Below are 19,700 nucleotides of genomic sequence, written 5' to 3' on the forward strand. Positions count from 1 at the left end.
ATGCCACGGGCCCGTTCTCGGGCGGGCTGGGTGGCGCTGCACGCCACGGCCCGACGGGGCCGTGGCGGCAGGAGACGGGAAGCGGAAAATCAGAGGCCGACGTGTTTCTTGACGGCGGCGGCGCCGTCCTGGCCATCGAGGGTGGTGACGCCGGCCAGCCACTTGTCGAGGATCGCCGGGTTGGCCTTGATCCAGTCCTTGGCGACCACGACCGGGTCTTCCTTCTTGAGGACGCGGTCCATCAGCTGGCTTTCGATCTCGACGCTGAACTGCAGGTTGTTCAGCAGCTTGCCGACGTTGCCGCAGCGCGCCTCGTAATCCGGCGGTACCACGGTGTAGACCTTGGCGGCGCCGAAGTCCGGGCCGAACACGTCATCGCCACCGGCGAGGTAGGTGAGGTCGAACTGGGTGTTCATCGGGTGCGGGGCCCAGCCGAGGAAGACCACCGGCTCCTTCTTCTTCACCGCGCGCTGCACCTGGACCAGCATGCCGGCCTCGCTGGACTCGACCATGCGGAAGCCGCCGAGACCGAACTGGTCGCCCTTGATCATCTTGTCGATCAGCAGGTTGCCGTCGTTGCCCGGCTCGATGCCGTAGATCTTGCCGCCCAGCTGGTCCTTGAACTTGGCGATGTCCTGGAAGCTCTTCAGGCCCGCTTCGGCGGCGTAGGTGGGCACGGCCAGGGTGTACTTGGCGCCTTCGAGGTTGGCGGTCGGCAGCACCTTCACGCCGTTGCCCTTGGTGAAAGGCTCGATCACGGCGTCCATGGAGGGCGCCCAGTAGCCGAGGAACACGTCGATCTGCTTGTTCTTCACGCCAGTGAAGGCGATCGGTACAGAGGCCATGATCTTGCGCGGGGTGTAGCCCAGGCCCTCGGTGAGGACCATCGCGACGCCGGTGGTGGCGGAGATGTCGGCCCAGCCGATCTCGGCGAAACGCACCTGTTTGCAGCTCTCCGGGTCCTGTGCCCACGCGCCTTGCACCAGCGCGCAGGCCAGCAAGCCGGCACCCGCGATCTTCTTCATGTTCATCATCTGCAACTCCCTGCTACTGGAAAGTGATGGCTTCTGTTTTCTAGGTATACGTTATTGCCGTTGCAGCTTGGCCCGCGCGCTCAGCCAGCCGAACAGACGGCCGCGGGAAGCGGTTTGCGGGGTGCCGAAGCTTTCGGTGATGCGGTCGAGGATGATCGCCAGCAGCACCACGGCCATGCCGCTTTCGAAGCCCAGGCCGATGTCCAGGCGCTGGATACTGGCGAGCACGTCGTTGCCCAGGCCGCCGGCGCCGACCATCGAGGCGATGATCACCATCGACAGCGCCATCATGATGGTCTGGTTGACCCCGGCCATGATCGAGGGCATCGCGTTCGGCAGCTGCACCTTGTATAGCAGCTGCCAGCTGGTGCAGCCGAAGGATTGCCCGGCCTCGACGATTTCCTTGTTCACCTGGCGGATGCCGAGGCTGGTGAGGCGCACCGCCGGCGGCATGGCGAAGATCACCGTGGCGATGATCCCGGGCACGCGGCCGAGGCCGAAGAGCATGGCGGCGGGGATCAGGTAGACGAACGCCGGCATGGTCTGCATGAAGTCGAGGATGGGACGGATGATGTAGGCGACCCGTTCGCTCTTCGCCGCCCAGATGCCCAGGGGCACGCCCAGCAACAGGCTGATCAGGGTGGAGGAGAAGGTCAGCCCGAGGGTGACCACCGTCTGTTCCCAGAAGCCGGTGAGCACGATGAGCACGAAGGCGGCGGCGGTGAACAGGGCGAACTTGACGCCGATGCGCCACAGCCCGAGGCCGACGAAGACGGCGATCACCAGCCAGGCCGGCGGCCACATGAGGAAGCGTTCGATCAGCTCGGAGAAGCCGCTGACCACCGCGCCGATGTTCTCGAAGGCACCGCTGTAGTTATCCAGCAGGTGCTGGACGACGTCGTTGACCCAGCTGCCCAGATCCAGTTTCTCGCTCATGGTCATTCTCCCTGCAGACGGCTAAGCAGGCGGCCCTTGCTGATGGCGCCGCAGTAATGGCCGTCCTGATCGACGACAGGGATGGGGCCTTCGTTGTCCACCAGGCGTTCGATCACCTGTTCCAGCGGAAGGTCCTCGGGTACCGGCACGATGTGCTTGAGCAGTTCAGGCTCCAGGCACTTGTTCTGGCCTTCTTCCACCAGCAGGGCGATCTTCTCCAGGCTGATGGAGCCGCGGAACTTGTTGTCCTCGTCGACGATGAAGGCGTAGTGCTTGTCCAGCGCCTGCAGCTCCTGGCACACCTGCTGGGCGTTGGGCGCCTTGCCGTTATGCACGTAGAGCGGGACGCTATCGGACTTGAGCTGGCCAGCGGTGAGGTAGCGGCTGGTGTCGACGGTGTCGAAGAAGTTGCGCACGTAGTCGTTGGCGGGCTTCTCGATCAGCTCCTGCGGGGTGCCGACCTGGACCAGCTTGCCGCCTTCCATGATGCCGATGCGGGTGCCGATGCGCATGGCCTCCTCGATATCGTGGGAGACGAAGATGATGGTGCGACGGTGAGTCTTCTGCAGCGCCAGGAGGACGTCCTGCATCTCGCGGCGCTTGAGCGGGTCGAGGGCCGAGAAGGCCTCGTCCATGATGATCATCGAGGGGTCGACCGCCAGGGCGCGGGCCAGGCCGACGCGCTGCTGCATGCCGCCGGACAGCTCGTGGGGGTACTTCTGCGCGAAGGGTGCCAGGCCCACCTGCTCCAGCACCTCCATGGCGCGCTGCTCGCGTTCCTTCTTGCCCTTGCCGGCCACTTCGAGGCCGAAGGCGGCGTTGTCCAGCACGGTGCGCGAAGGCATCAGGGCGAAGGACTGGAAGACCATGCTCATGTCGCGGCGACGCAGGTCGATCAGTTGCGCCTTGGGCAGCTTGGCGACGTTCTGGCCGTCGATGAACACGTCACCGGCGGTGGGCTCGATCAGCCGGTTGATCAGGCGGATGAGCGTGGACTTGCCCGAACCGGAGAGGCCCATGAGCACGAATATCTCGCCTTCCTCGACGCTGAACGACACGTCGCTGACGCCGATCACCGCGCCACGTTCGGCGAGGATCCTTTCCTTGCTCCAGCCTTGCTTGAGCAAGTCGATGGCTTCTTGTGGCTGTTGGCCGAAAACCTTGTAGAGGTTCTGGACAACGATTTTTCCAGACTGCATGGGATGGTTCCCCTTCAGTAGACATCCAGATCAGCTACACGGGACCGGACGGGCGCCACGGGGACGCGCCGACAGGCGATGCCGACTGTTATTGCCTGTGTGGGTTTACTGGTTCCAGGGCTTGGCAGGAGAATCGCGCGACCGGCGGAGCGGGCTAGGCACTGCACGGATTCGAGGATTCGCCATGACACCTGGGGTGTATGGACGAGCGTTCGATTCCTTGAGTTCCTAACCATCATTCCGCTGTTTTGCAAACCGCTTTCCAAACCCTCTGGCAGTGCTACGAAACCCTGTCCTTGGGTCGATCAACACCTCGTCCTGAGGTGTGCGTACATCCGAAATTTCTTGTAGGGCGGGCGCCTTAGACATTGGCTCCGCCGTTTTCTGTTCTTCGGTCCAGGGCTGAGGGCCCAGGTCTGTCAGTTCAGGCTTGAAAGGACAGCGACGAAATCGGCTGAGTCAACGATATAGCCTCGGTAGCCGGGCAATTGTCGGTTTACGACCCTGACGTGTTGGGCGACGACACAAGGCCGGTTGCCGAAAAAAACCATAACAGAAATTTTTCACCTGTTGGGGATGCTGAAACCCGCGCAGGGCGCGGGTTTCAGGGGTTGACACGGCCTCAGGCAAGAGCTGCCGGGGGCTACAGCGGATTCGAGAAAAAGCGAAATTCATGGCGCTGCGGCGAGCCCGAGGGCGGCATTCGCCATTTTCCCGTCGCGGGTGGTGACGCCCACCAGCCACTTCTCCAATTGCTCCGGATGCGCCTTCAGCCAGGCCTTGGCTTCGCGCCGGCGGTTGGTGCTCTGGTTGAGGATGGCCCCCATCAGGTGGTTCTCCATATCCAGGCTGAACTCCAGGTTGCCCAGCAGGCGCCCGAGGTTGGGGCATTCCTTGGCCAGACCGGCGCGGGTGTTGGTGTAGACAGTGGCGCCGCCGAAGTCGGGGCCGAAGTAATCGTCGCCGCCAGCCAGGTAATGCATCTGGAACTGGTTGTTCATCGGGTGCGGCTCCCAGCCGAGGAACACCACCCATTGCTTGAGGTGTTCGGCGCGCTTCACCTGGGCCAGCATGCCACTCTCGCTGGACTCCACCAGCTTGAAGTCGGCGAGGCCGAACGCCTTGTCGTCGATCATCTTCTGGATCAACTTGTTCCCATCGTTGCCAGGCTCGATGCCGTAGAGCTTGCCGCCCAGTTCCTTCTTGAACTTTGCCAGGTCGGCGAAGCTTTTCAGGCCGCCGTCATAGGCGGCCTGGTTGACCGCCAGGGTGTACTTGGCGCCCTTGAGGTTGGCACCGAGGGTGTCCACGCTGCCGTTCTCGCGGTAGGGCGCGATGTCGTTTTCCATGCTCGGCATCCAGTTGCCGAGGAACACGTCGATCTTCTTTTCCGACAGCGCCTTGTAGGTGTCGGGCACCGAGAGCCGCTTGACCTGGGTGCTGTAGCCGAGCTCGGCGAGCACGTAGCGGGTGACGGCGGTGGTGACGGTGATATCGGTCCAGCCGACATCGGCGAAACGGACGGTCTTGCAGGATTCCGGTTCAACGGCGGCCTGTGCCAGCAGCGGGGTGCAGAGCGCTACGGCCAGGAACCGGGGGATCAATGGGTTCATGGGGACTTCCACAGCAGAGTCGAGGGGATGGCGATCGCCTGTCCGCGCGGCGAACGGACTGCTGCTGGCCGGTGCGGGTGCGCCCGGATCATGTGACGAAGTCGGGCGGGCTTCTACGAAGCAGGTCGCAAGCAGGAAGGTGCTGTCGCTTTTTCATCCATGACGCCGCGGCGTATTTGGACACGAGCGGGTCGGTGTGGGACGCCGGCTCGCGGTGGAAATGCAGATGATGTCGGCCACGCCCCATCACCCGTCGCGGAGACCATCGTGGCTATCAGCGTGTTCGACCTGTTCAAGATCGGTATCGGTCCCTCCAGTTCCCATACCGTCGGCCCCATGCGCGCTGCGGTGCTCTTCGTCGGCGCTCTGCGTGAGCGCCAGCTGCTGGAGCGGGTGACGCGCCTGGAGGTGAACCTCTACGGCTCGCTTTCCGCTACCGGCATCGGCCATGGCACCGACCGTGCCGTGATCATGGGCCTGATGGGCGAGTGGCCGGACCGCATCGACCCCAAGCAGATTGCCCCGCGTATCGCCGAGCTGCTCGCCAGCGGCACCTTGCCGCTGGATGGTCGCCTGCCGGTGCCCTTCGACTGGCAGCGTGACATGCGCCTGCTCGACGAGAACCTGCCCTACCACCCCAACGCCATGACCCTGGTGGCCTTCGGTGAGAGCGGCGAGCTGCACCGCGACACCTACTATTCCGTCGGCGGCGGTTTCGTCGTCGACGCCGAGCAGGCCGCCGCCGGCCAGCTCGACCAGGATCACACCCGGCTGCCCTACGACTTCTCCAGCGCCGAGGAGCTGTTGCAGCTGTGCAAGCGCCATGGCTTGCGGGTTTCCGAACTGATGCTGGCCAACGAGAAGGCCTGGCGCAGCGAGGCGGATATCCGCGCCGGGCTGCTGCGCCTGTGGGACGCCATGCGCGAATGCGTGGACAACGGCCTGAGCCAGGAAGGCATCCTGCCCGGCGGCCTCAACGTGCGTCGCCGCGCCGCCAGGCTGCACCGCAGCCTGCAGGAGCTGGGCAAACCCAATGTCATCGGCTCGACCATGAGCGCCATGGAGTGGGTCAACCTCTTCGCCCTGGCGGTGAACGAGGAGAATGCCGCCGGCGGGCGCATGGTCACCGCGCCCACCAATGGCGCGGCGGGCATCATCCCGGCGGTGCTGCACTACTACATGAAGTTCAACCCCGAGGCCTCCGACGGCGACGTGGTGGACTACCTGCTGGGCGCCGCCGCCGTGGGCATCCTGTGCAAGAAGAACGCGTCCATCTCCGGCGCCGAGGTGGGCTGCCAGGGCGAGGTCGGCTCGGCCTGCGCCATGGCCGCCGCCGGCCTGGCCGAAGTGCTCGGTGCTACCCCGGAACAGCTGGAGAACGCCGCCGAGATCGGCCTGGAGCACAATCTCGGGCTCACCTGCGACCCGGTGGGCGGGCTGGTGCAGGTGCCCTGCATCGAGCGCAATGCCATCGCAGCGGTGAAGGCCATCAACGCGGCACAGATGGCCTTGCGCGGCGACGGCGAGCACTTCATCTCCCTCGACCAGGTGATCCGCACCATGCGCGATACCGGCGCGGACATGCACGACAAGTACAAGGAAACCTCGCGCGGCGGCCTGGCCGTCAGCGCCATCGAATGCTGACCCGCTTTCGCTCCCCGGCGCGTCGCCTTGCCAGCTTTTGGTGCGACGCTCCGGGGCGCTGCCAGCGCCCCGCGTGACCATTCGGTCACCTGCGCTGCCGTCCGTCTGTTACGCCCGGTATTCCTGGATGTAGCGGGGTGACAACGGCACCACCAGCGGGTGCTACCTAATGCCCCAGACCCCAGGAGTCACGCGGCCTGGCGGTCGTTAACAGAATATTTCTGTCGCTCTCGCCTAGCCCCGCTGGCATGGGGTTTGGATGCGCTTATGCATTTTTATTGAACGGCTGAACAATTTAGGCATGACCTTTGCCTCGTATCAGGGGCAACCGTCTGGGTCAGTCGTCGTACCAGAACCATAAGAAGAGAACCTCGCAACGAAGGTTCACAGCGTGTTTAGCGTGAGGGTTTTCAGATGTCACAGTCCAACCAGGGCTCCCAGCCCCAGAACCGCGCACCCCAATCCATCGGCTTCCTGCTGCTGGACAACTTCACCCTGATCTCCCTGGCCTCGGCAGTGGAACCGCTGCGCATGGCCAATCAGCTGTCCGGCAAGGAGCTGTACCGCTGGTTCACCCTGACCCAGACGGGCCTGCCGGTAAGCGCCAGCGATGGCTTGCAGATCACTCCCGATGCGGGCCTGGAGAACGCCCCGGCACTGGATGCGGTGATCGTCTGCGGCGGAGTCGATATCCAGCACAGCGTTACCCGTGAACACCTGCAGTGGCTGCAATCCCAGGCGCGCCAGGGCCGCCAACTCGGCGCCGTGTGCACCGGCAGCTGGGCGCTGGCCAAGGCCGGCCTGCTCGATGGCTACGACTGCAGCGTGCACTGGGAATGCCTGGCGGCGATGCAGGAGGCCTTCCCCCGCGCCGCCATTACCACCCGCCTGTTCTCCATCGACCGCAACCGCAACACCTCCTCCGGCGGCACCGCGCCGATGGACATGATGTTGCACCTGATCGCCCGCGAGCACGGCCGCGAACTGGCGGCGGCGATCTCCGAGATGTTCATCTACGAGCGCATCCGCAACGAGCAGGACCACCAGCGCGTGCCGCTCAAGCACATGCTCGGCACCAACCAGCCGAAGCTGCAGGAAATCGTCGCGCTGATGGAGGCCAACCTCGAGGAGCCCATCGATCTGGACGAACTGGCCTGCTACGTCGACGTGTCCCGCCGCCAGCTGGAGCGCCTGTTCCAGAAGTACCTGCACTGCTCGCCCTCGCGCTACTACCTGAAGCTGCGCCTGATCCGCGCGCGCCAGCTGCTCAAGCAGACGGCGATGTCGATCATCGAAGTGGCCTCGGTGTGTGGCTTCGTCTCCACGCCGCACTTCTCCAAGTGCTACCGCGAGTACTTCGGCATCCCGCCGCGTGACGAGCGCGCCAACCAGAACGCCAACGTGGTCGCCCTGGTGCCCATGCCCGAGGACCTGATGCGGCCTTCGTCCTCCACCGCCATGGCGGCCCTCACCCGCGCCCAGGGTGAGTCCACCTTCGCCAGCGTGCGGTTGTAAAACCTCCCGGGGCCGCACAGCGGCCCCTTTTACCCCGGAGGCCAGTTCCGAGCGCAATTCGTAGGATGGGTCGGGCGGCGTTCCGCGAGCTCCGCGAAACCCATGCTGCCCGGCCAGCGCCAGGGTCATGTCTGTGCCCGAGAGTGATGGGTTTCGCTTCGCTCTACGCCATCCTACGGGGCTGTGTGCATGGGTTCCGGGCATGAAAAAGGGCGCCATCGGCGCCCTTTTTCGTTGCGGGTGGATCAGCGCGGTACCAGCGCCGGCAGCAGGGTACGGGAGATGGCCTCGCGCACGTTGGGCAGCAGGGTGGCGCGGCCTCCCAGCAGTTCCTCCACCAGGCGCCGCAGGGCCACGGCGCGTTCGGGGCTGAGGCCGCTTACGGCGTGTTCGCAGGCCTGTTCGGCGCTCACCCCCGAGGGAATGGCCAGCCCCAGCGCCACCAGGCGCTCGCGGAAATCTTCCTGGTCGATCAGATCGGCATGCATCATGGCCTGTCTCCTCCGGTCATCGGGCTGCGCGTCAGCGCAGCACTCCTTCTTCCATCAACAGCTTGAAGATAGCCTCGGCACCCTCGTCTGGCGACAGGTCCTTGAGCACCTTGCCGCCCCCGCCTGAAGCCTTGGCCGTGGCCGCCTTCATGCGCTCGGCGCCGGTCTTGGCCTTGATCACCTTGAGGCGCTTGGGCCTGGGCCGTGCCGGCTGCAAGCGTGCCTCGGCCAGCAGCGCGTCTTCAACCACCTCGACGTCGCAGGCCTTGAGCGTGCCGCGCCGCGCCGGGCCGAAGGCACTCTGGCGTCCCACCGGGGCGGCGTTGTCGACGCTGGCGAGAAACGGCAGGCGCACCCGCAGGCGGCGCCGCTGGCCACGGGGCAGGGCTTGCAGCACCTGGGCCACGCCGTTCTCCACCTTCTCCACTTCGGCCAGGCCCACCACCAGCGGCCAGCCGAGCCGCTCGGCCAGCAGGAAGGGCAGCATGCCCGAGCCTTCGCCGGTTTCCGCCTGGCTGCCGGTGAGCACCAGTTGCGCACCGGCCTCGGCGAGGTAATCGGCCAGGGCGGGTAGCGCGTCGGCCTGGGCGGGTTGTTCGAGCACGGCGATCTGCGCCAGGCCCATGCCCAGGTAGGCGCGCAGGGCCTCCTCGCGCGGGTTGCCGGCGTGCAGCACCTGCAGGCGTTCGCCACCCAGGCGCAGGCCGAGTTCCACGGCCCGCGCGTCCTGCTCCGCACGCCGTGGGCGGCCGGAGGTGGGGTGAGCGCCGACCGAGACCAGGGCGACGATGTTCAGTGCGTCATGCGGCATCGCGTGCGCCTCCCTGACGGTGTGCGGTGATCCGTTCGATCAGTGCGGCGAGGATGGCGCCGGAGTCGCCGATCACCGAGAGATCGGCACGTTTGATCATGTCGCAGCCCGGGTCCATGTTCACCGCGATCACCTTGTCGCAGGCGCCTATGCCCTGCAGGTGCTGGATGGCGCCGGAGATGCCCACCGCCAGGTAGACCCGTGCGGTGACCCAGGTGCCGGTGGCGCCGACCTGGCGGTTGCGCGGCATGTGGCCGTCGTCCACCGCGACGCGGGAGGCGCCCTCGGTGGCGCCCAGTACCTTGGCCGCTTCGTGGAACTGCGCCCAGTCCTTCACGCCGTTGCCGCCGGACAGGATGAATTCGGCCTCGGCCATGGGAATCTGCGCCGGGTCCACGGCCACCGCGCCGAGGTCCTCGATGCGCGGCAGGCTGCGGGCGATGCTGGCCTGCAGCTCGATGGGGCTGGCTTCGTGGCGGGTCTCGCTGACCGGCTCGGCGCACTCGGCGGCGGCCAGGATCAGCCGCGGCGTGGCGCGCACCAGGTCCTCGCGACCGGCACCGGCGCGACCGCTGCAGTGCTCGCCATCCACCTGCCAGACGCGGGTGGCGGGGCGCTCGCCGAGCTTGGCGGCCAGGCGCCGGCCCAGTTCGCCACCGCCGCTGCGGCTGTCGGGCAGCAACCAGTGGCGCGGGGCGAGCTGGCTTTCCACGGCGCTCAGGGCCAGCACCCGCGCTTCCGGCGCGTAGCCGTCGAAGGCCTCGCCCTGGATGCGCAGGATGCGGTCGACGCCCGCGCTGTCGAAGGCGGTTTCCTTGTCGTCGCCGAACAGCACCGCGACCACCGCGCCGTCCTGGCCGGCGAGCTTGCTGGCCAGGCCGAGCAGGTCCTTGTCGTGGCTGCCGAGTCGGCCGCCGACCATGTCCGGCACCACGGCGATGTAGAACGCCGGTTGCGCCACCACATGCAGCGGCAGTTGCACCGCCTCGCTGGCACCGCTGCGCTTGCCGCTGGTGCCCTGCTGGGCGCCGCTGCGGTCTATGCGCTTGATCCCGGCGGGGCCGATGAAGCCGACGGCGATGGCGTGGGGGTTCTTGCGGATGACGCCGTTGGGCCCCATCCAGCGGGTCTGGCCCTGCTGCTGCATTGCGGCGTGCAGGGGGTGCAGGCGATTGCGGGCGATACGCTCGGCACGCGGGTCGCGGCGGATGATGTCGCTCATCGTTGTATCTCCGTGCGGGAGGGGCGCAGGTGGGCAAGGTGTTGCATCAATGCACCTCCGCCACGGCTTCGCGTTTCGCCGCTGCCGGCTTCTTCGCTTCTGCCGGGGCCTCGACCAGCACCTCGGCCACCAGCTCGGCGATGTCCTTGATCTCCGGGCGCGGCGCGACCACGCCTTCGAGCATCGCGGTGCATTGCGGGCAACCCACGGCCACCACCTCGGCGCCGGTCTCCTTGATGTCGACCATGCGCATGTCGGGGATGCGTTGCTTGCCGGGGATGTCGGTGATCGGTGCGCCACCGCCGCCGCCACAGCAGCGGGAGCGGAAGCCGGAGCGGGCCATTTCCTTCACCTCGATGCCGATGGCCTTGAGCACGGCGCGCGGGGCTTCGTACTCGCCGTTGTAGCGGCCCAAGTAGCAGGGGTCGTGGTAGGTCACGGCACCGGCCTTGCTCTGGCCGAGGTTCAGCGCGCCGCCCTGTACCAGTTCGTCGATGAAGGTGCTGTGGTGCAGCACCTGGTAGTGGCCGCCGAGGGCGCCGTATTCGTTCTTCAGCACGTGGAAGCTGTGGGGGTCGCAGCTGACGATGCGCGTGAAGCGGTACTGCGAAAGCGTGGCGATGTTGCGCCGGGCCAGCTGCTGGAAGGTGGCTTCGTCGCCCAGGCGACGGGCCACGTCGCCGCTGTCGCGCTCTTCCAGGCCGAGCACCGCGAAGTCGACCTCGGCGGCCTTGAGGATCTTCACGAAGGCCCGCAGGGTGCGCTGGTTGCGCATGTCGAAGGCGCCGTCGCCGACCCAGAACAGCACGTCGGCCTGTTTCTTCTCGCTCATCAGCGGCAGGTTCAGGTCCGCCGCCCAGTTGAGCCGCCCGCCGGGGGCGAAGCCGCCGGGGTTGTCGGTGGCGATGAGGTTTTCCAGCACCTCGGCGCCCTTGTTCGGGGTGGCGCCCTTTTCCAGGGTGAGGTGGCGGCGCATGTCGACGATGGCGTCGACGTGCTCGATCATCATCGGGCACTCCTCGACGCAGGCGCGGCAGGTGGTGCAGGACCAGAGCGTCTCGGCGTCCACCAGGGCCTTGCCCTGCAGGGCGACGATGGGCTGGTGCGGGCCGCCGCTGTGTTCGCCCAGGGGCTTGCCTGGGTAAGGGCTGCCGGCGAAGTTGGCGTCATTGCCGCCGGCCAGGCCGATGACCATGTCCTGGATCAGCTTCTTCGGGTTCAGCGGCTGGCCGGCGGCGAAGGCCGGGCACATGGCCTCGCACTTGCCGCACTGCACGCAGGCGTCGAAGCCGAGCAGCTGGTTCCAGGTGAAGTCGGTGGGCTTTTCCACGCCCAGGGGCGCGCTCGGGTCGGCCAGGTCCAGGGCTTTGAGGCCGGTGGAACGGCCGCCACCGAAACGTTCGGCGCGGCGGTGCCAGGCCAGGTGCAGGGCCCCGGCGAAGGCGTGCTTCATCGGCCCGCCCCAGGTCATGCCGAAGAACAGCTCGGACACGCCCCAGGCCACGCCGACGGCGAGGATGGCCGCGAGGAACCAGCCGCCGAAGCCGGCCGGGAGGATGCCGGCCACCGGCAGGGTGGCGATGAAGAAGCTCGCGGCGAACATCAGCAGGCTCTTCGGCAGGCGCATCCACGGGCCTTTCGACAGCCGCGCCGGCGGGTTGCGCCGACGCTTGGCCACGAACAGGGCACCGACGAACATCAGCGCCGTGGCCGCCAGCAGGGCGAAGCCGAGGATGCGGCTGTGCAGCCCGAAGCCATGCACGAGGATCGCCAGCAGCGCCGCCAGGACGAAGCCGCCGGCCGTGGCCACGTGGGTCTTGGACATGTACGTGTCGCGCTCGACCACGTGGTGCAGGTCCACCAGGTAGCGGCGCGGCATGGCCAGCAGGCCACCCAGCCAGTCGACCTTCGCCGGCCGGCCCCGGCGCCACATGAGGAAGCGCTTGGCGGCGCCGAGTACGGCCAGTGCCAGGGCGACGAAGAGCAGGATGGGGAGAATAGTGTTCAGCATTGCAGCTCACCCGGTTGGGGAGCTGGAAGCCGGAAGCTGGAAGCTGGAAGCGGTGTGTGCCGCTCTTGGCTTCAGGCTTCAGGCCTCCAGCTTCAAGCTTCTTAGAAGTCCTTGCACAACCGCAGGGCGTCGTAGATCGCCGCGTGCACGTTGCGCGGTGCGCCGCAGTCGCCGATGCGGAACAGCAGGTAGCCGTCGCCGGTTTCGGCCAGGCAGGGCTGCGGGCGGATCTCGAACAGTGCGTCGACGTCGATCTGGCCCTTGTTGCGCGAGCCCTGCTTGAGCGCGTAGTACAGGCTCTCGTCGGGGCGCACGCCGTTTTCGATGACGACCTGGTCGACTACGCGTTCCTCGCGGGCGCCGGTGTATTCGTTCTCCAGCAGCGCCACCAGCTTGTCGCCCTCGCGGTAGACCTTCTCCAGCACCAGGTCGCCGGTCATGATCACTTCCTTGGGGTACATGCTGCGGTAGTAGGTGGGGAAGGTGGTGCCGCCCATGGCGACGCCGGGCTTGGTGTCGTCGGTGACGATCTCGACCTGGGAGCCCTTCTCGGAAAGATAGTCCGCCGCCGACATGCCGCCGAACTCGCAGATGGTGTCGTAGACCAGCACGTTGCGGCCGGGCGCGACCTTGCCGTCGAGGATGTCCCAGGCGCTGACCACCAGGCCTTCCGCTGCGCCCCAGTGTTCGTTCTGCTCGATGAAGGGATGGCCGCCGTTGGCCAGGACGACGATGTCCGGGCGCAGATCGAGGATGGTGTCGACATCGGCACCGGTGCCCAGGCGCAGGTCGACGCCGAGGCGGGCGATCTCCAGCTGGTACCAGCGGGTGATGCCGGCAATCTGGTCGCGCTGCGGTGCCTTGGCGGCGATGCTGATCTGCCCGCCCAGTTGGTCCTTCTTCTCGAACAGGGTGACGTCGTGGCCGCGTTCGGCGGCGACGCGTGCCGCTTCCATGCCGGCCGGGCCGCCCCCGACGATGACCACCTTGCGCTTCTTGCCGGTGGTCTTCTCGATGATGTGCGGCAGGCCCATGTACTCACGGGTGGTGGCGGCGTTCTGGATGCACAGCACGTCCAGGCCCTGGTACTGGCGGTCGATGCAGTAGTTGGCGCCGACGCACTGCTTGATCTGGTCCACCTGGCCCATCTTGATCTTGGCGATCAGGTGCGGGTCGGCGATGTGGGCGCGGGTCATGCCGACCATGTCGACGTAGCCGCCTTCGAGGATGCGCGTGGCCTGGTTCGGGTCCTTGATGTTCTGCGCGTGCAGCACCGGGACGTTGACCACTTCCTTGATGCCGGCCGCCAGGTGCAGGAAGGGCTCCGGCGGGAAGCTCATGTTGGGGATGACGTTGGCCAGGGTGTTGTGGGTGTCGGCGCCGGAGCCGACCACGCCGATGAAGTCGAGCATGCCGGTGTCGCAGTAGTACTTGGCGATCTGCTTCATGTCCTCGTGGGACAGGCCGTCCGGGTGGAATTCGTCACCGGAGATGCGCAGGCCCACGCAGAAGTCGGGGCCGACTTCCTCGCGCACCGCCTTGAGCACTTCCAGGCCGAATTTCATGCGGCCTTCGAAGGTGCCACCCCATTCGTCGGTACGCTTGTTGACGCGCGGGCTCCAGAACTGGTCGATCATGTGCTGGTGCACGGCGGACAGCTCGACGCCGTCCAGGCCGCCGGCCTTGGCGCGGCGCGCAGCCTGGGCGAAGTCGCCGATGACGCGCCAGATCTCTTCGATCTCGATGGTCTTGCAGGTGGCGCGGTGCACGGGCTCACGGATACCGGAAGGCGACATCAGGGTCGGCCAGTTGAAGCCGTCCCAGCGCGAACGCCGGCCCATGTGGGTTATCTGGATCATGATCTTGGCGCCGTGCTTGTGCATGGCGTCGGCGAGGTTCTGGAAGTGCGGGATGATGCGGTCGGTGGAGAGGTTCACCGAACTCCACCATTGCTGCGGGCTGTCGCTGGAGACCACGGACGAGCCGCCGCAGATGGCCAGGCCGATGCCGCCCTTGGCCTTCTCCTCGTAGTACTTCACGTAGCGCTCGGTGGTCATGCCGCCATCGGTGGCGATGACCTCGGCGTGGGCGGTACTGAGCACGCGGTTGCGGATGGTCAGTTTGCCGATCTGGATCGGCTGGAACATTGCTTCGAACGCCATGATGCCGTGCCTCGCCTCAGAGGGGTTTGACGGTGAACAGGCCATCGTCGTGGCCTGCTTCCGAGCCGCTGTAGACCTGCTCGGCGACGGTGCGGATGCTGCTGCCGCGCGCGGCCAGGATCTGGTCCATGGCCCCGGCGAACCAGCCGGTGAACATGTAGTCGACCTTGCGCCCGACCTTGCCGTAGACGTAGACGAAGGCGGAGTGCTCGAGCTTGACGCTGGCGGTGCCCTTGTCGAGGTCGATGTCCTGGATCTTGAACAGGCCCCAGCCGCGCTGGGACAGGCGCTTCATGTAGTGCTCGAACACCGCGACGCCTTCCAGGCCGTGGCATTCGGCTTCTTTCTCGCACCAGTGCCAGGCGGACTTGTAGCCGGCCTTGTAGAGGATCTCGGCATAGGCGTCGGCGCCCAGCACCTCTTCGATGCCGATGTGGTTGTTGACGAAGAAATGCCGCGGCACATAGAGCATGGGTAGCGCGTCGCTGGTCCAGACGCCGGTTTCGCTGTCGACTTCGATGGGCAGTTCGGGGGCGTGTTTGGCCATGTGGATAACTCCGAATTCAGGTCAGATGCAGGGTGGATGGCGCTTCATTCATCCACCGCAGAGATGAGCCACCGTGCGGTGGATGGGTGAATGAAAAGTGCGTCATCCACCCTACGTTCGTGTTCGGTTCGGGCTGGCGTTACTCGCCCCAGACGTCCTTCAGGACATTCACCCAGTTCTCGCCCATGATCTTGCGCACCACGCGTTCGCTGTGGCCGCGTTTGAGCAGGGTTTCGGTGAGGTTGGGGAATTCGCCCACGGTGCGGATGCCCAGCGGGTTGATGATCTTGCCGAAGTTGGTCAGGCGCCGGGCGTAGCCCTTGTCGTGGGTCAGGTACTCGAAGAAGTCCTGGCCGTGGCCCTGGGTGAAGTCGGTGCCGATGCCGATGGCGTCCTCGCCGACGATGTTCATCGTGTATTCGATGGCCTCGGCGTAGTCGTCGATGGTGGAGTCGATGCCCTTGGCGAGGAAGGGCGCGAACATGGTCACGCCGACGAAGCCGCCGTGGTCGGCGATGAATTTCAGCTCTTCATCGGACTTGTTGCGCGGATGTTCCTTGAGGCCCGACGGCAGGCAGTGGGAGTAGCAGACGGGCTTCTTCGATTCGAGGATGACTTCCTCGGAGGTCTTGGAGCCGACGTGGGATAGGTCGCACATGACGCCGACGCGGTTCATCTCGGCAACGATCTCGCGACCGAAGCCGGAGAGCCCGCCATCGCGCTCGTAGCAGCCGGTACCCACCAGGTTCTGGGTGTTGTAGCACATCTGCACGATGCCGACGCCGAGCTGCTTGAACACCTCGACGTAGCCGATCTGGTCTTCGAAGGCGTGGGCGTTCTGGAAGCCGAAGAGGATGCCGGTCTTGCCCTGTTCCTTGGCCTTGCGGATGTCCGCCGTGGTGCGCACGGGCATCACCAGGTCGCTGTTCTCGCGGATCAGCTTCTGGCTGGCGGCGATGTTGTTCACCGTGGCCTGGAAGCCTTCCCAGACGGAGACGGTGCAGTTGGCCGCAGTCAGGCCGCCCTTGCGCATGTCCTCGAAGAGTTCGCGGTTCCATTTGGCGATGATCAGGCCATCGATGACGATGCTGTCGGCGTGCAATTCGGCTGGGCTCATCAGGCTGTCCCCTTTTGATTCTTGGCGCGCCGAATCTTCTGCCGGCGCTTTGAACCGAGCATATCGCCGGGGCTTTCGGCGCTATCGCGCAAAAACGACCGGGGTATTGCCGAAAGCGTCAATGCGGGGTCGTGGATGGGCAAGACGGTTGGCAGCGGGGCTGGCCGATGCGCTTGGATGCGATGGGGAGTGCGAGGTGAACGGCGCCGATCTGCGCTCAGATGCGCTGATCCGTCGTTGATCGTGTCGGGCGTTGCGTGTGCGTGCCGGGTGGCGTCGCTTCGCTGGCCGGGTGTTCGTGGCGGTCCTGGCTGGGACAGGCGGCGAAGCGGTTGCGGTAGCAGCGGGAGAAATAGGACGAGGATTCGAAGCCGCAGGCGAGGCCGATCTCCAGCACGCCCATGTCGGTCTGGCGCAGCAGCTGGCGGGCCTTCTCCAGGCGCAGGGCCAGGTAGAAGCCGGACGGCGTGTCATCCAGGTGCAGGCGGAACAGGCGCTCCAGCTGGCGCGGGGTGACGCCCACCAGGGCGGCCAGTTCGGCGGAGCCCAGGGGCTGCTCGCTGTGGCGCTCCATCTCGCCGATCACCTGCACCAGCTTGCGGTTGTGCACGCCGTAGCGGCGGGTGATCTGCATGCGCTGGTGATCCTGGCGGGTGCGGATGCGACCGAGGACGAACTGCTCGGAGACCCCCACCGCCAGTTCGTCGCCGTGGTCGCGGCCGATCAGGGTGAGCATCAGGTCGAGGGTGGCGGTGCCGCCGGCGCTGGTGATGCGACGGCCATCGATTTCGAACAGCTCCTGGGTCGGCAACAGGCCGGGGTAGCGTTCCTGGAAGGCGTCGATGGCTTCCCAGTGCAGGGTCAGGCGCTGGCGGGCGAAGAGGCCGGCCTCGGCGAGCACGAAGCTGCCGGTGTCGATGCCGCCGAGGGTGGCGCCGTCGAGGTCGGTGCGCTTGAGCCAGTGGGCCAGGCGCGGGGTGAAGCTGGCCAGGGGTTCGAAGCCGGCCACCACGAACAGGCTGTCGCTGGCGCCGGGGCGCTCCAGCCCCGCGTCGACGTTGAGGGACATGCCGTTGCTGCCTTGCACCGCACCGCCGTCCACACTCAGCAGGCGCCAGCGGTAGAGTTCGCCACGGAAGCGGTTGGCCACGCGCAGCGGCTCGATGGCGGACATCAGGCCCATCATGGAAAAACCGGGCAGCAGGAGGAACCACAGGGTCTGGGGCATGGAAGGCATCCTCTCGGGGCATCGCCACACTAGAAGGCAGGATGGCGCGCAAGGCAATGCAGGAGGTCGCTCCCGTTCAACATTCGGTCGTTTTAGTTCGATTTGGCCGGTTTGGCGCTGCGTAATCTGGCTGCCACGGGCGCAACAGGGCCCGCGAACGGCGGGGCGCCAAGAGCCCCGGCACAACAACAGACGGGCCGCGTGGCCCGATAACCGTATGGCTGTAGGGGAGCATTCGATGAAAGGTCTCAACGCACTCGCGGGTTGCTGTCTTCTCACCCTGTTCAGTTCCACCCTGCTGGCGGCGGACGACGTCAGTTGCCAGAAGATCCGCATCGGCGCGGTCGGCTGGACCGACGTGGTCGCCACCACCGCCGTGGCGTCCGAGCTGCTGGCCGGCCTCGGCTACGAAACCACCCAGACCCAGGCGTCGCAGCAGATCATCTTCGCCGGCATCCAGAAGAAGCAGGTGGACGTGTTCCTCGGCTACTGGAAGCCGATCATGGACGACAACATCCAGCCCTTCCTCGACAGCGCGTCGGTGAAGGTGGCGCCCAAGCCGTCCCTGGAGGATGCCGTGGCCGTGCTCGCGGTGCCCACCTACACGGCGGAGGAGGGGCTGAAGACCTTCGCCGACATCGCCCGCTACAAGGACCAGCTGGACGGCAAGATCTACGGCATCGAATCCGGTTCCGGGGCCAACATGGCGATCAAGAAGATGATCGACGAGAACCAGTTCGGCCTCGGCGGCTTCAAGCTGGTGGAGTCCAGCGAAGCGGCCATGCTCACCGCCGTGTCGCGGGCGGTGAAGAACCACAAGCCGGTGGTGTTCTTCGGCTGGAAGCCGCACCCGATGAACATCCAGATGCCGATCACCTACCTCACCGGCAGCCATGACGTGTTCGGCCCCAACGACGGCGCCGCCACCGTCTCCACCGTCACCGCGCCGGACTTCGCCCAGCGCTGCCCCAACGCCGACCGCCTGCTCACCAACCTGCGCTTCACCAGCGAGCAGGAGAGCCGCCTGATGCAGCCGATCATGGAGCGCGAGGCGCCGGCCAAGGTTGCCCGCGAGTGGATCAAGGCCAACCCTGAAGTGGTCAAGGCCTGGCTCGCCGGGGTGACCACCTTCGACGGCAAGAACGGCGCCGAGACGGCCATCGCCTCGCTCAAGTAGCTCCTGCAGCTTCGCTGCCGTTACCAACGCTTCGCTTCCTCCCGTGCGCGGTTCGCCGCGCACGGCACCCGATCGCCTCCAAGAAAGGATGTTGCAACCGTGAACCATGAAGTCATCGTCACCTGTGCGGTAACCGGCGCCGGCGATACCATCGGCAAGCACCCGGCCATCCCGGTCACGCCGAAGGAGATCGCCGCCGCCGCCATCGAAGCGGCCAAGGCCGGCGCCACGGTCGCCCACTGCCACGTGCGCGACCCGCGCACCGGCAAGCCCAGCCGCGACGTGGCGCTCTACCGCGAGCTGGTGGAGCGCATCCGCGAAAGCGACACCGACGTGATCATCAACCTCACCGCCGGCATGGGCGGCGACCTGGAGATCGGCAAGGGCGAGCAGCCCCTGGAGTTCGGCGCCGGCACCGACCTGGTGGGCCCGCTGGAGCGGCTCAAGCATGTGGAAGAGCTGCTGCCGGAGATCTGCACCCTGGACTGCGGCACGCTCAACTTCGGCGATGGCGACTTCATCTACGTCTCCACCCCCGCGCAACTGCGCGCCGGCGCCAAGCGCATCACCGAGCTGGGGGTGAAGGCCGAGCTGGAAATCTTCGACACCGGGCACCTGTGGTTCGCCAAGCAGATGCTCAAGGAAGGCCTGCTGGACGACCCGCTGTTCCAGATCTGCCTGGGCATCCCCTGGGGCGCCCCGGCGGACACCACCACCATGAAAGCCATGGCCGATAACCTGCCGACGGGCGCCACCTGGGCCGGCTTCGGCATCGGCCGTTCGCAGATGCCCATGGTCGCCCAGGCCATGCTGCTGGGCGGCAACGTGCGCGTCGGCCTGGAGGACAACATCTGGCTCGACCGTGGCGTGCACGCCAGCAACGGCCAGCTGGTGGAGCGGGCGGTGGAGATCATCGAGCGCCTTGGTGGCCGTGCCCTGAGCCCGGCCGAGGGCCGCGAGAAGATGAACCTCAAGCGCCGCGGCTGACGTTTC

The 19,700-nt window shown here is 66.3% G+C and carries 16 protein-coding genes; 4 read left to right on the top strand and 12 right to left on the bottom strand.

Annotation, left to right across the window (positions count from 1 at the left end; genetic code table 11):
* Window positions 1-89 precede the first annotated feature (89 nt).
* The 4 genes from ACXI0U_RS26240 to ACXI0U_RS26255 form a co-directional block, all read right to left on the bottom strand.
* Complete coding sequence (locus ACXI0U_RS26240; protein ID WP_021218175.1) at window positions 90-1,034, bottom strand: choline ABC transporter substrate-binding protein; 945 nt, start codon at window positions 1,032-1,034, stop codon at window positions 90-92.
* A gap of 51 nt (window positions 1,035-1,085) precedes the next feature.
* Window positions 1,086-1,970, bottom strand: a complete 885-nt coding sequence (locus ACXI0U_RS26245) for an ABC transporter permease (protein WP_021218174.1) — start codon at window positions 1,968-1,970, stop codon at window positions 1,086-1,088.
* 2 nt (window positions 1,971-1,972) lie between these two features.
* Window positions 1,973-3,169 (bottom strand): quaternary amine ABC transporter ATP-binding protein, encoded by a 1,197-nt coding sequence (locus tag ACXI0U_RS26250; protein WP_021218173.1) that lies wholly within the window; start codon window positions 3,167-3,169, stop codon window positions 1,973-1,975.
* A gap of 671 nt (window positions 3,170-3,840) precedes the next feature.
* On the bottom strand, window positions 3,841-4,782 hold the full coding sequence (locus ACXI0U_RS26255) for a choline ABC transporter substrate-binding protein (RefSeq protein ID WP_043240749.1): 942 nt from the start codon (window positions 4,780-4,782) through the stop codon (window positions 3,841-3,843).
* A gap of 267 nt (window positions 4,783-5,049) precedes the next feature.
* Between ACXI0U_RS26255 and ACXI0U_RS26260 the strand changes: the two genes are divergently transcribed.
* Window positions 5,050-6,426 (top strand): L-serine ammonia-lyase, encoded by a 1,377-nt coding sequence (locus ACXI0U_RS26260; protein ID WP_043240747.1) that lies wholly within the window; start codon window positions 5,050-5,052, stop codon window positions 6,424-6,426.
* 414 nt (window positions 6,427-6,840) lie between these two features.
* Window positions 6,841-7,941 carry a choline metabolism transcriptional regulator GbdR gene (gene gbdR / locus ACXI0U_RS26265; protein WP_021218170.1) on the top strand — a complete coding sequence of 367 codons (1,101 nt, stop codon included), beginning with the start codon at window positions 6,841-6,843 and terminating at the stop codon, window positions 7,939-7,941.
* 245 nt (window positions 7,942-8,186) lie between these two features.
* On the opposite strand, the gene ACXI0U_RS26270 is transcribed toward gbdR, so the two are convergent.
* From ACXI0U_RS26270 to ACXI0U_RS26305, 8 genes are all read right to left on the bottom strand, one after another.
* Window positions 8,187-8,432 carry a hypothetical protein gene (locus ACXI0U_RS26270; protein WP_021218169.1) on the bottom strand — a complete coding sequence of 82 codons (246 nt, stop codon included), beginning with the start codon at window positions 8,430-8,432 and terminating at the stop codon, window positions 8,187-8,189.
* A 31-nt stretch (window positions 8,433-8,463) separates the two neighbouring features.
* A complete protein-coding gene (gene etfB / locus ACXI0U_RS26275) occupies window positions 8,464-9,243 on the bottom strand; it encodes an electron transfer flavoprotein subunit beta (protein WP_021218168.1) in 780 nt (259 codons plus the stop codon).
* On the bottom strand, window positions 9,233-10,465 hold the full coding sequence (gene etfA, locus ACXI0U_RS26280; RefSeq protein WP_479551022.1) for an electron transfer flavoprotein subunit alpha: 1,233 nt from the start codon (window positions 10,463-10,465) through the stop codon (window positions 9,233-9,235). Before etfA ends, etfB begins: the two co-directional genes overlap by 11 nt.
* Window positions 10,466-10,511: 46 nt before the next feature.
* The gene (gene dgcB / locus ACXI0U_RS26285; protein ID WP_479551023.1) at window positions 10,512-12,476 is read right to left on the bottom strand and encodes a dimethylglycine demethylation protein DgcB; all 1,965 of its coding nucleotides are present in this window, start codon (window positions 12,474-12,476) and stop codon (window positions 10,512-10,514) included.
* Window positions 12,477-12,577: 101 nt separating this feature from the next.
* On the bottom strand, window positions 12,578-14,638 hold the full coding sequence (gene dgcA / locus ACXI0U_RS26290) for a dimethylglycine demethylation protein DgcA (RefSeq protein ID WP_031287283.1): 2,061 nt from the start codon (window positions 14,636-14,638) through the stop codon (window positions 12,578-12,580).
* Between the two features lie 16 nt (window positions 14,639-14,654).
* The gene (locus ACXI0U_RS26295; protein ID WP_374979630.1) at window positions 14,655-15,185 is read right to left on the bottom strand and encodes a DUF5943 domain-containing protein; all 531 of its coding nucleotides are present in this window, start codon (window positions 15,183-15,185) and stop codon (window positions 14,655-14,657) included.
* A 139-nt stretch (window positions 15,186-15,324) separates the two neighbouring features.
* On the bottom strand, window positions 15,325-16,302 hold the full coding sequence (locus tag ACXI0U_RS26300; RefSeq protein WP_043240736.1) for a dipeptidase: 978 nt from the start codon (window positions 16,300-16,302) through the stop codon (window positions 15,325-15,327).
* A gap of 217 nt (window positions 16,303-16,519) precedes the next feature.
* A complete protein-coding gene (locus ACXI0U_RS26305; RefSeq protein ID WP_479551024.1) occupies window positions 16,520-17,530 on the bottom strand; it encodes a GlxA family transcriptional regulator in 1,011 nt (336 codons plus the stop codon).
* A 238-nt stretch (window positions 17,531-17,768) separates the two neighbouring features.
* Here ACXI0U_RS26305 and choX point away from each other — a divergent pair, with 238 nt between their 5' ends.
* Both choX and cdhC read left to right on the top strand, forming a co-directional pair.
* A complete protein-coding gene (choX, locus tag ACXI0U_RS26310; RefSeq protein WP_479551025.1) occupies window positions 17,769-18,707 on the top strand; it encodes a choline ABC transporter substrate-binding protein in 939 nt (312 codons plus the stop codon).
* Window positions 18,708-18,806: 99 nt separating this feature from the next.
* Window positions 18,807-19,694 (top strand): 3-dehydrocarnitine:acetyl-CoA trimethylamine transferase CdhC, encoded by an 888-nt coding sequence (cdhC, locus tag ACXI0U_RS26315; RefSeq protein WP_479551026.1) that lies wholly within the window; start codon window positions 18,807-18,809, stop codon window positions 19,692-19,694.
* Window positions 19,695-19,700 lie beyond the last annotated feature (6 nt).

It is taken from the genome of Pseudomonas sp. C9D1 (assembly GCF_056491235.1).

What these genes read in the sequence shown, in the direction of transcription:
- ACXI0U_RS26240 (WP_021218175.1), bottom strand. Translation starts at nt 1,034, where the DNA reads ATGATGAACATGAAGAAGATCGCGGGTGCCGGCTTGCTGGCCTGCGCG.
- ACXI0U_RS26245 (WP_021218174.1), bottom strand. Translation starts at nt 1,970, where the DNA reads ATGAGCGAGAAACTGGATCTGGGCAGCTGGGTCAACGACGTCGTCCAG.
- ACXI0U_RS26250 (WP_021218173.1), bottom strand. Translation starts at nt 3,169, where the DNA reads ATGCAGTCTGGAAAAATCGTTGTCCAGAACCTCTACAAGGTTTTCGGC.
- ACXI0U_RS26255 (WP_043240749.1), bottom strand. Translation starts at nt 4,782, where the DNA reads ATGAACCCATTGATCCCCCGGTTCCTGGCCGTAGCGCTCTGCACCCCG.
- gbdR (WP_021218170.1), top strand. Translation starts at nt 6,841, where the DNA reads ATGTCACAGTCCAACCAGGGCTCCCAGCCCCAGAACCGCGCACCCCAA.
- ACXI0U_RS26270 (WP_021218169.1), bottom strand. Translation starts at nt 8,432, where the DNA reads ATGATGCATGCCGATCTGATCGACCAGGAAGATTTCCGCGAGCGCCTG.
- etfB (WP_021218168.1), bottom strand. Translation starts at nt 9,243, where the DNA reads ATGCCGCATGACGCACTGAACATCGTCGCCCTGGTCTCGGTCGGCGCT.
- etfA (WP_479551022.1), bottom strand. Translation starts at nt 10,465, where the DNA reads ATGAGCGACATCATCCGCCGCGACCCGCGTGCCGAGCGTATCGCCCGC.
- dgcB (WP_479551023.1), bottom strand. Translation starts at nt 12,476, where the DNA reads ATGCTGAACACTATTCTCCCCATCCTGCTCTTCGTCGCCCTGGCACTG.
- dgcA (WP_031287283.1), bottom strand. Translation starts at nt 14,638, where the DNA reads ATGGCGTTCGAAGCAATGTTCCAGCCGATCCAGATCGGCAAACTGACC.
- ACXI0U_RS26295 (WP_374979630.1), bottom strand. Translation starts at nt 15,185, where the DNA reads ATGGCCAAACACGCCCCCGAACTGCCCATCGAAGTCGACAGCGAAACC.
- ACXI0U_RS26300 (WP_043240736.1), bottom strand. Translation starts at nt 16,302, where the DNA reads ATGAGCCCAGCCGAATTGCACGCCGACAGCATCGTCATCGATGGCCTG.
- ACXI0U_RS26305 (WP_479551024.1), bottom strand. Translation starts at nt 17,530, where the DNA reads ATGCCCCAGACCCTGTGGTTCCTCCTGCTGCCCGGTTTTTCCATGATG.
- choX (WP_479551025.1), top strand. Translation starts at nt 17,769, where the DNA reads ATGAAAGGTCTCAACGCACTCGCGGGTTGCTGTCTTCTCACCCTGTTC.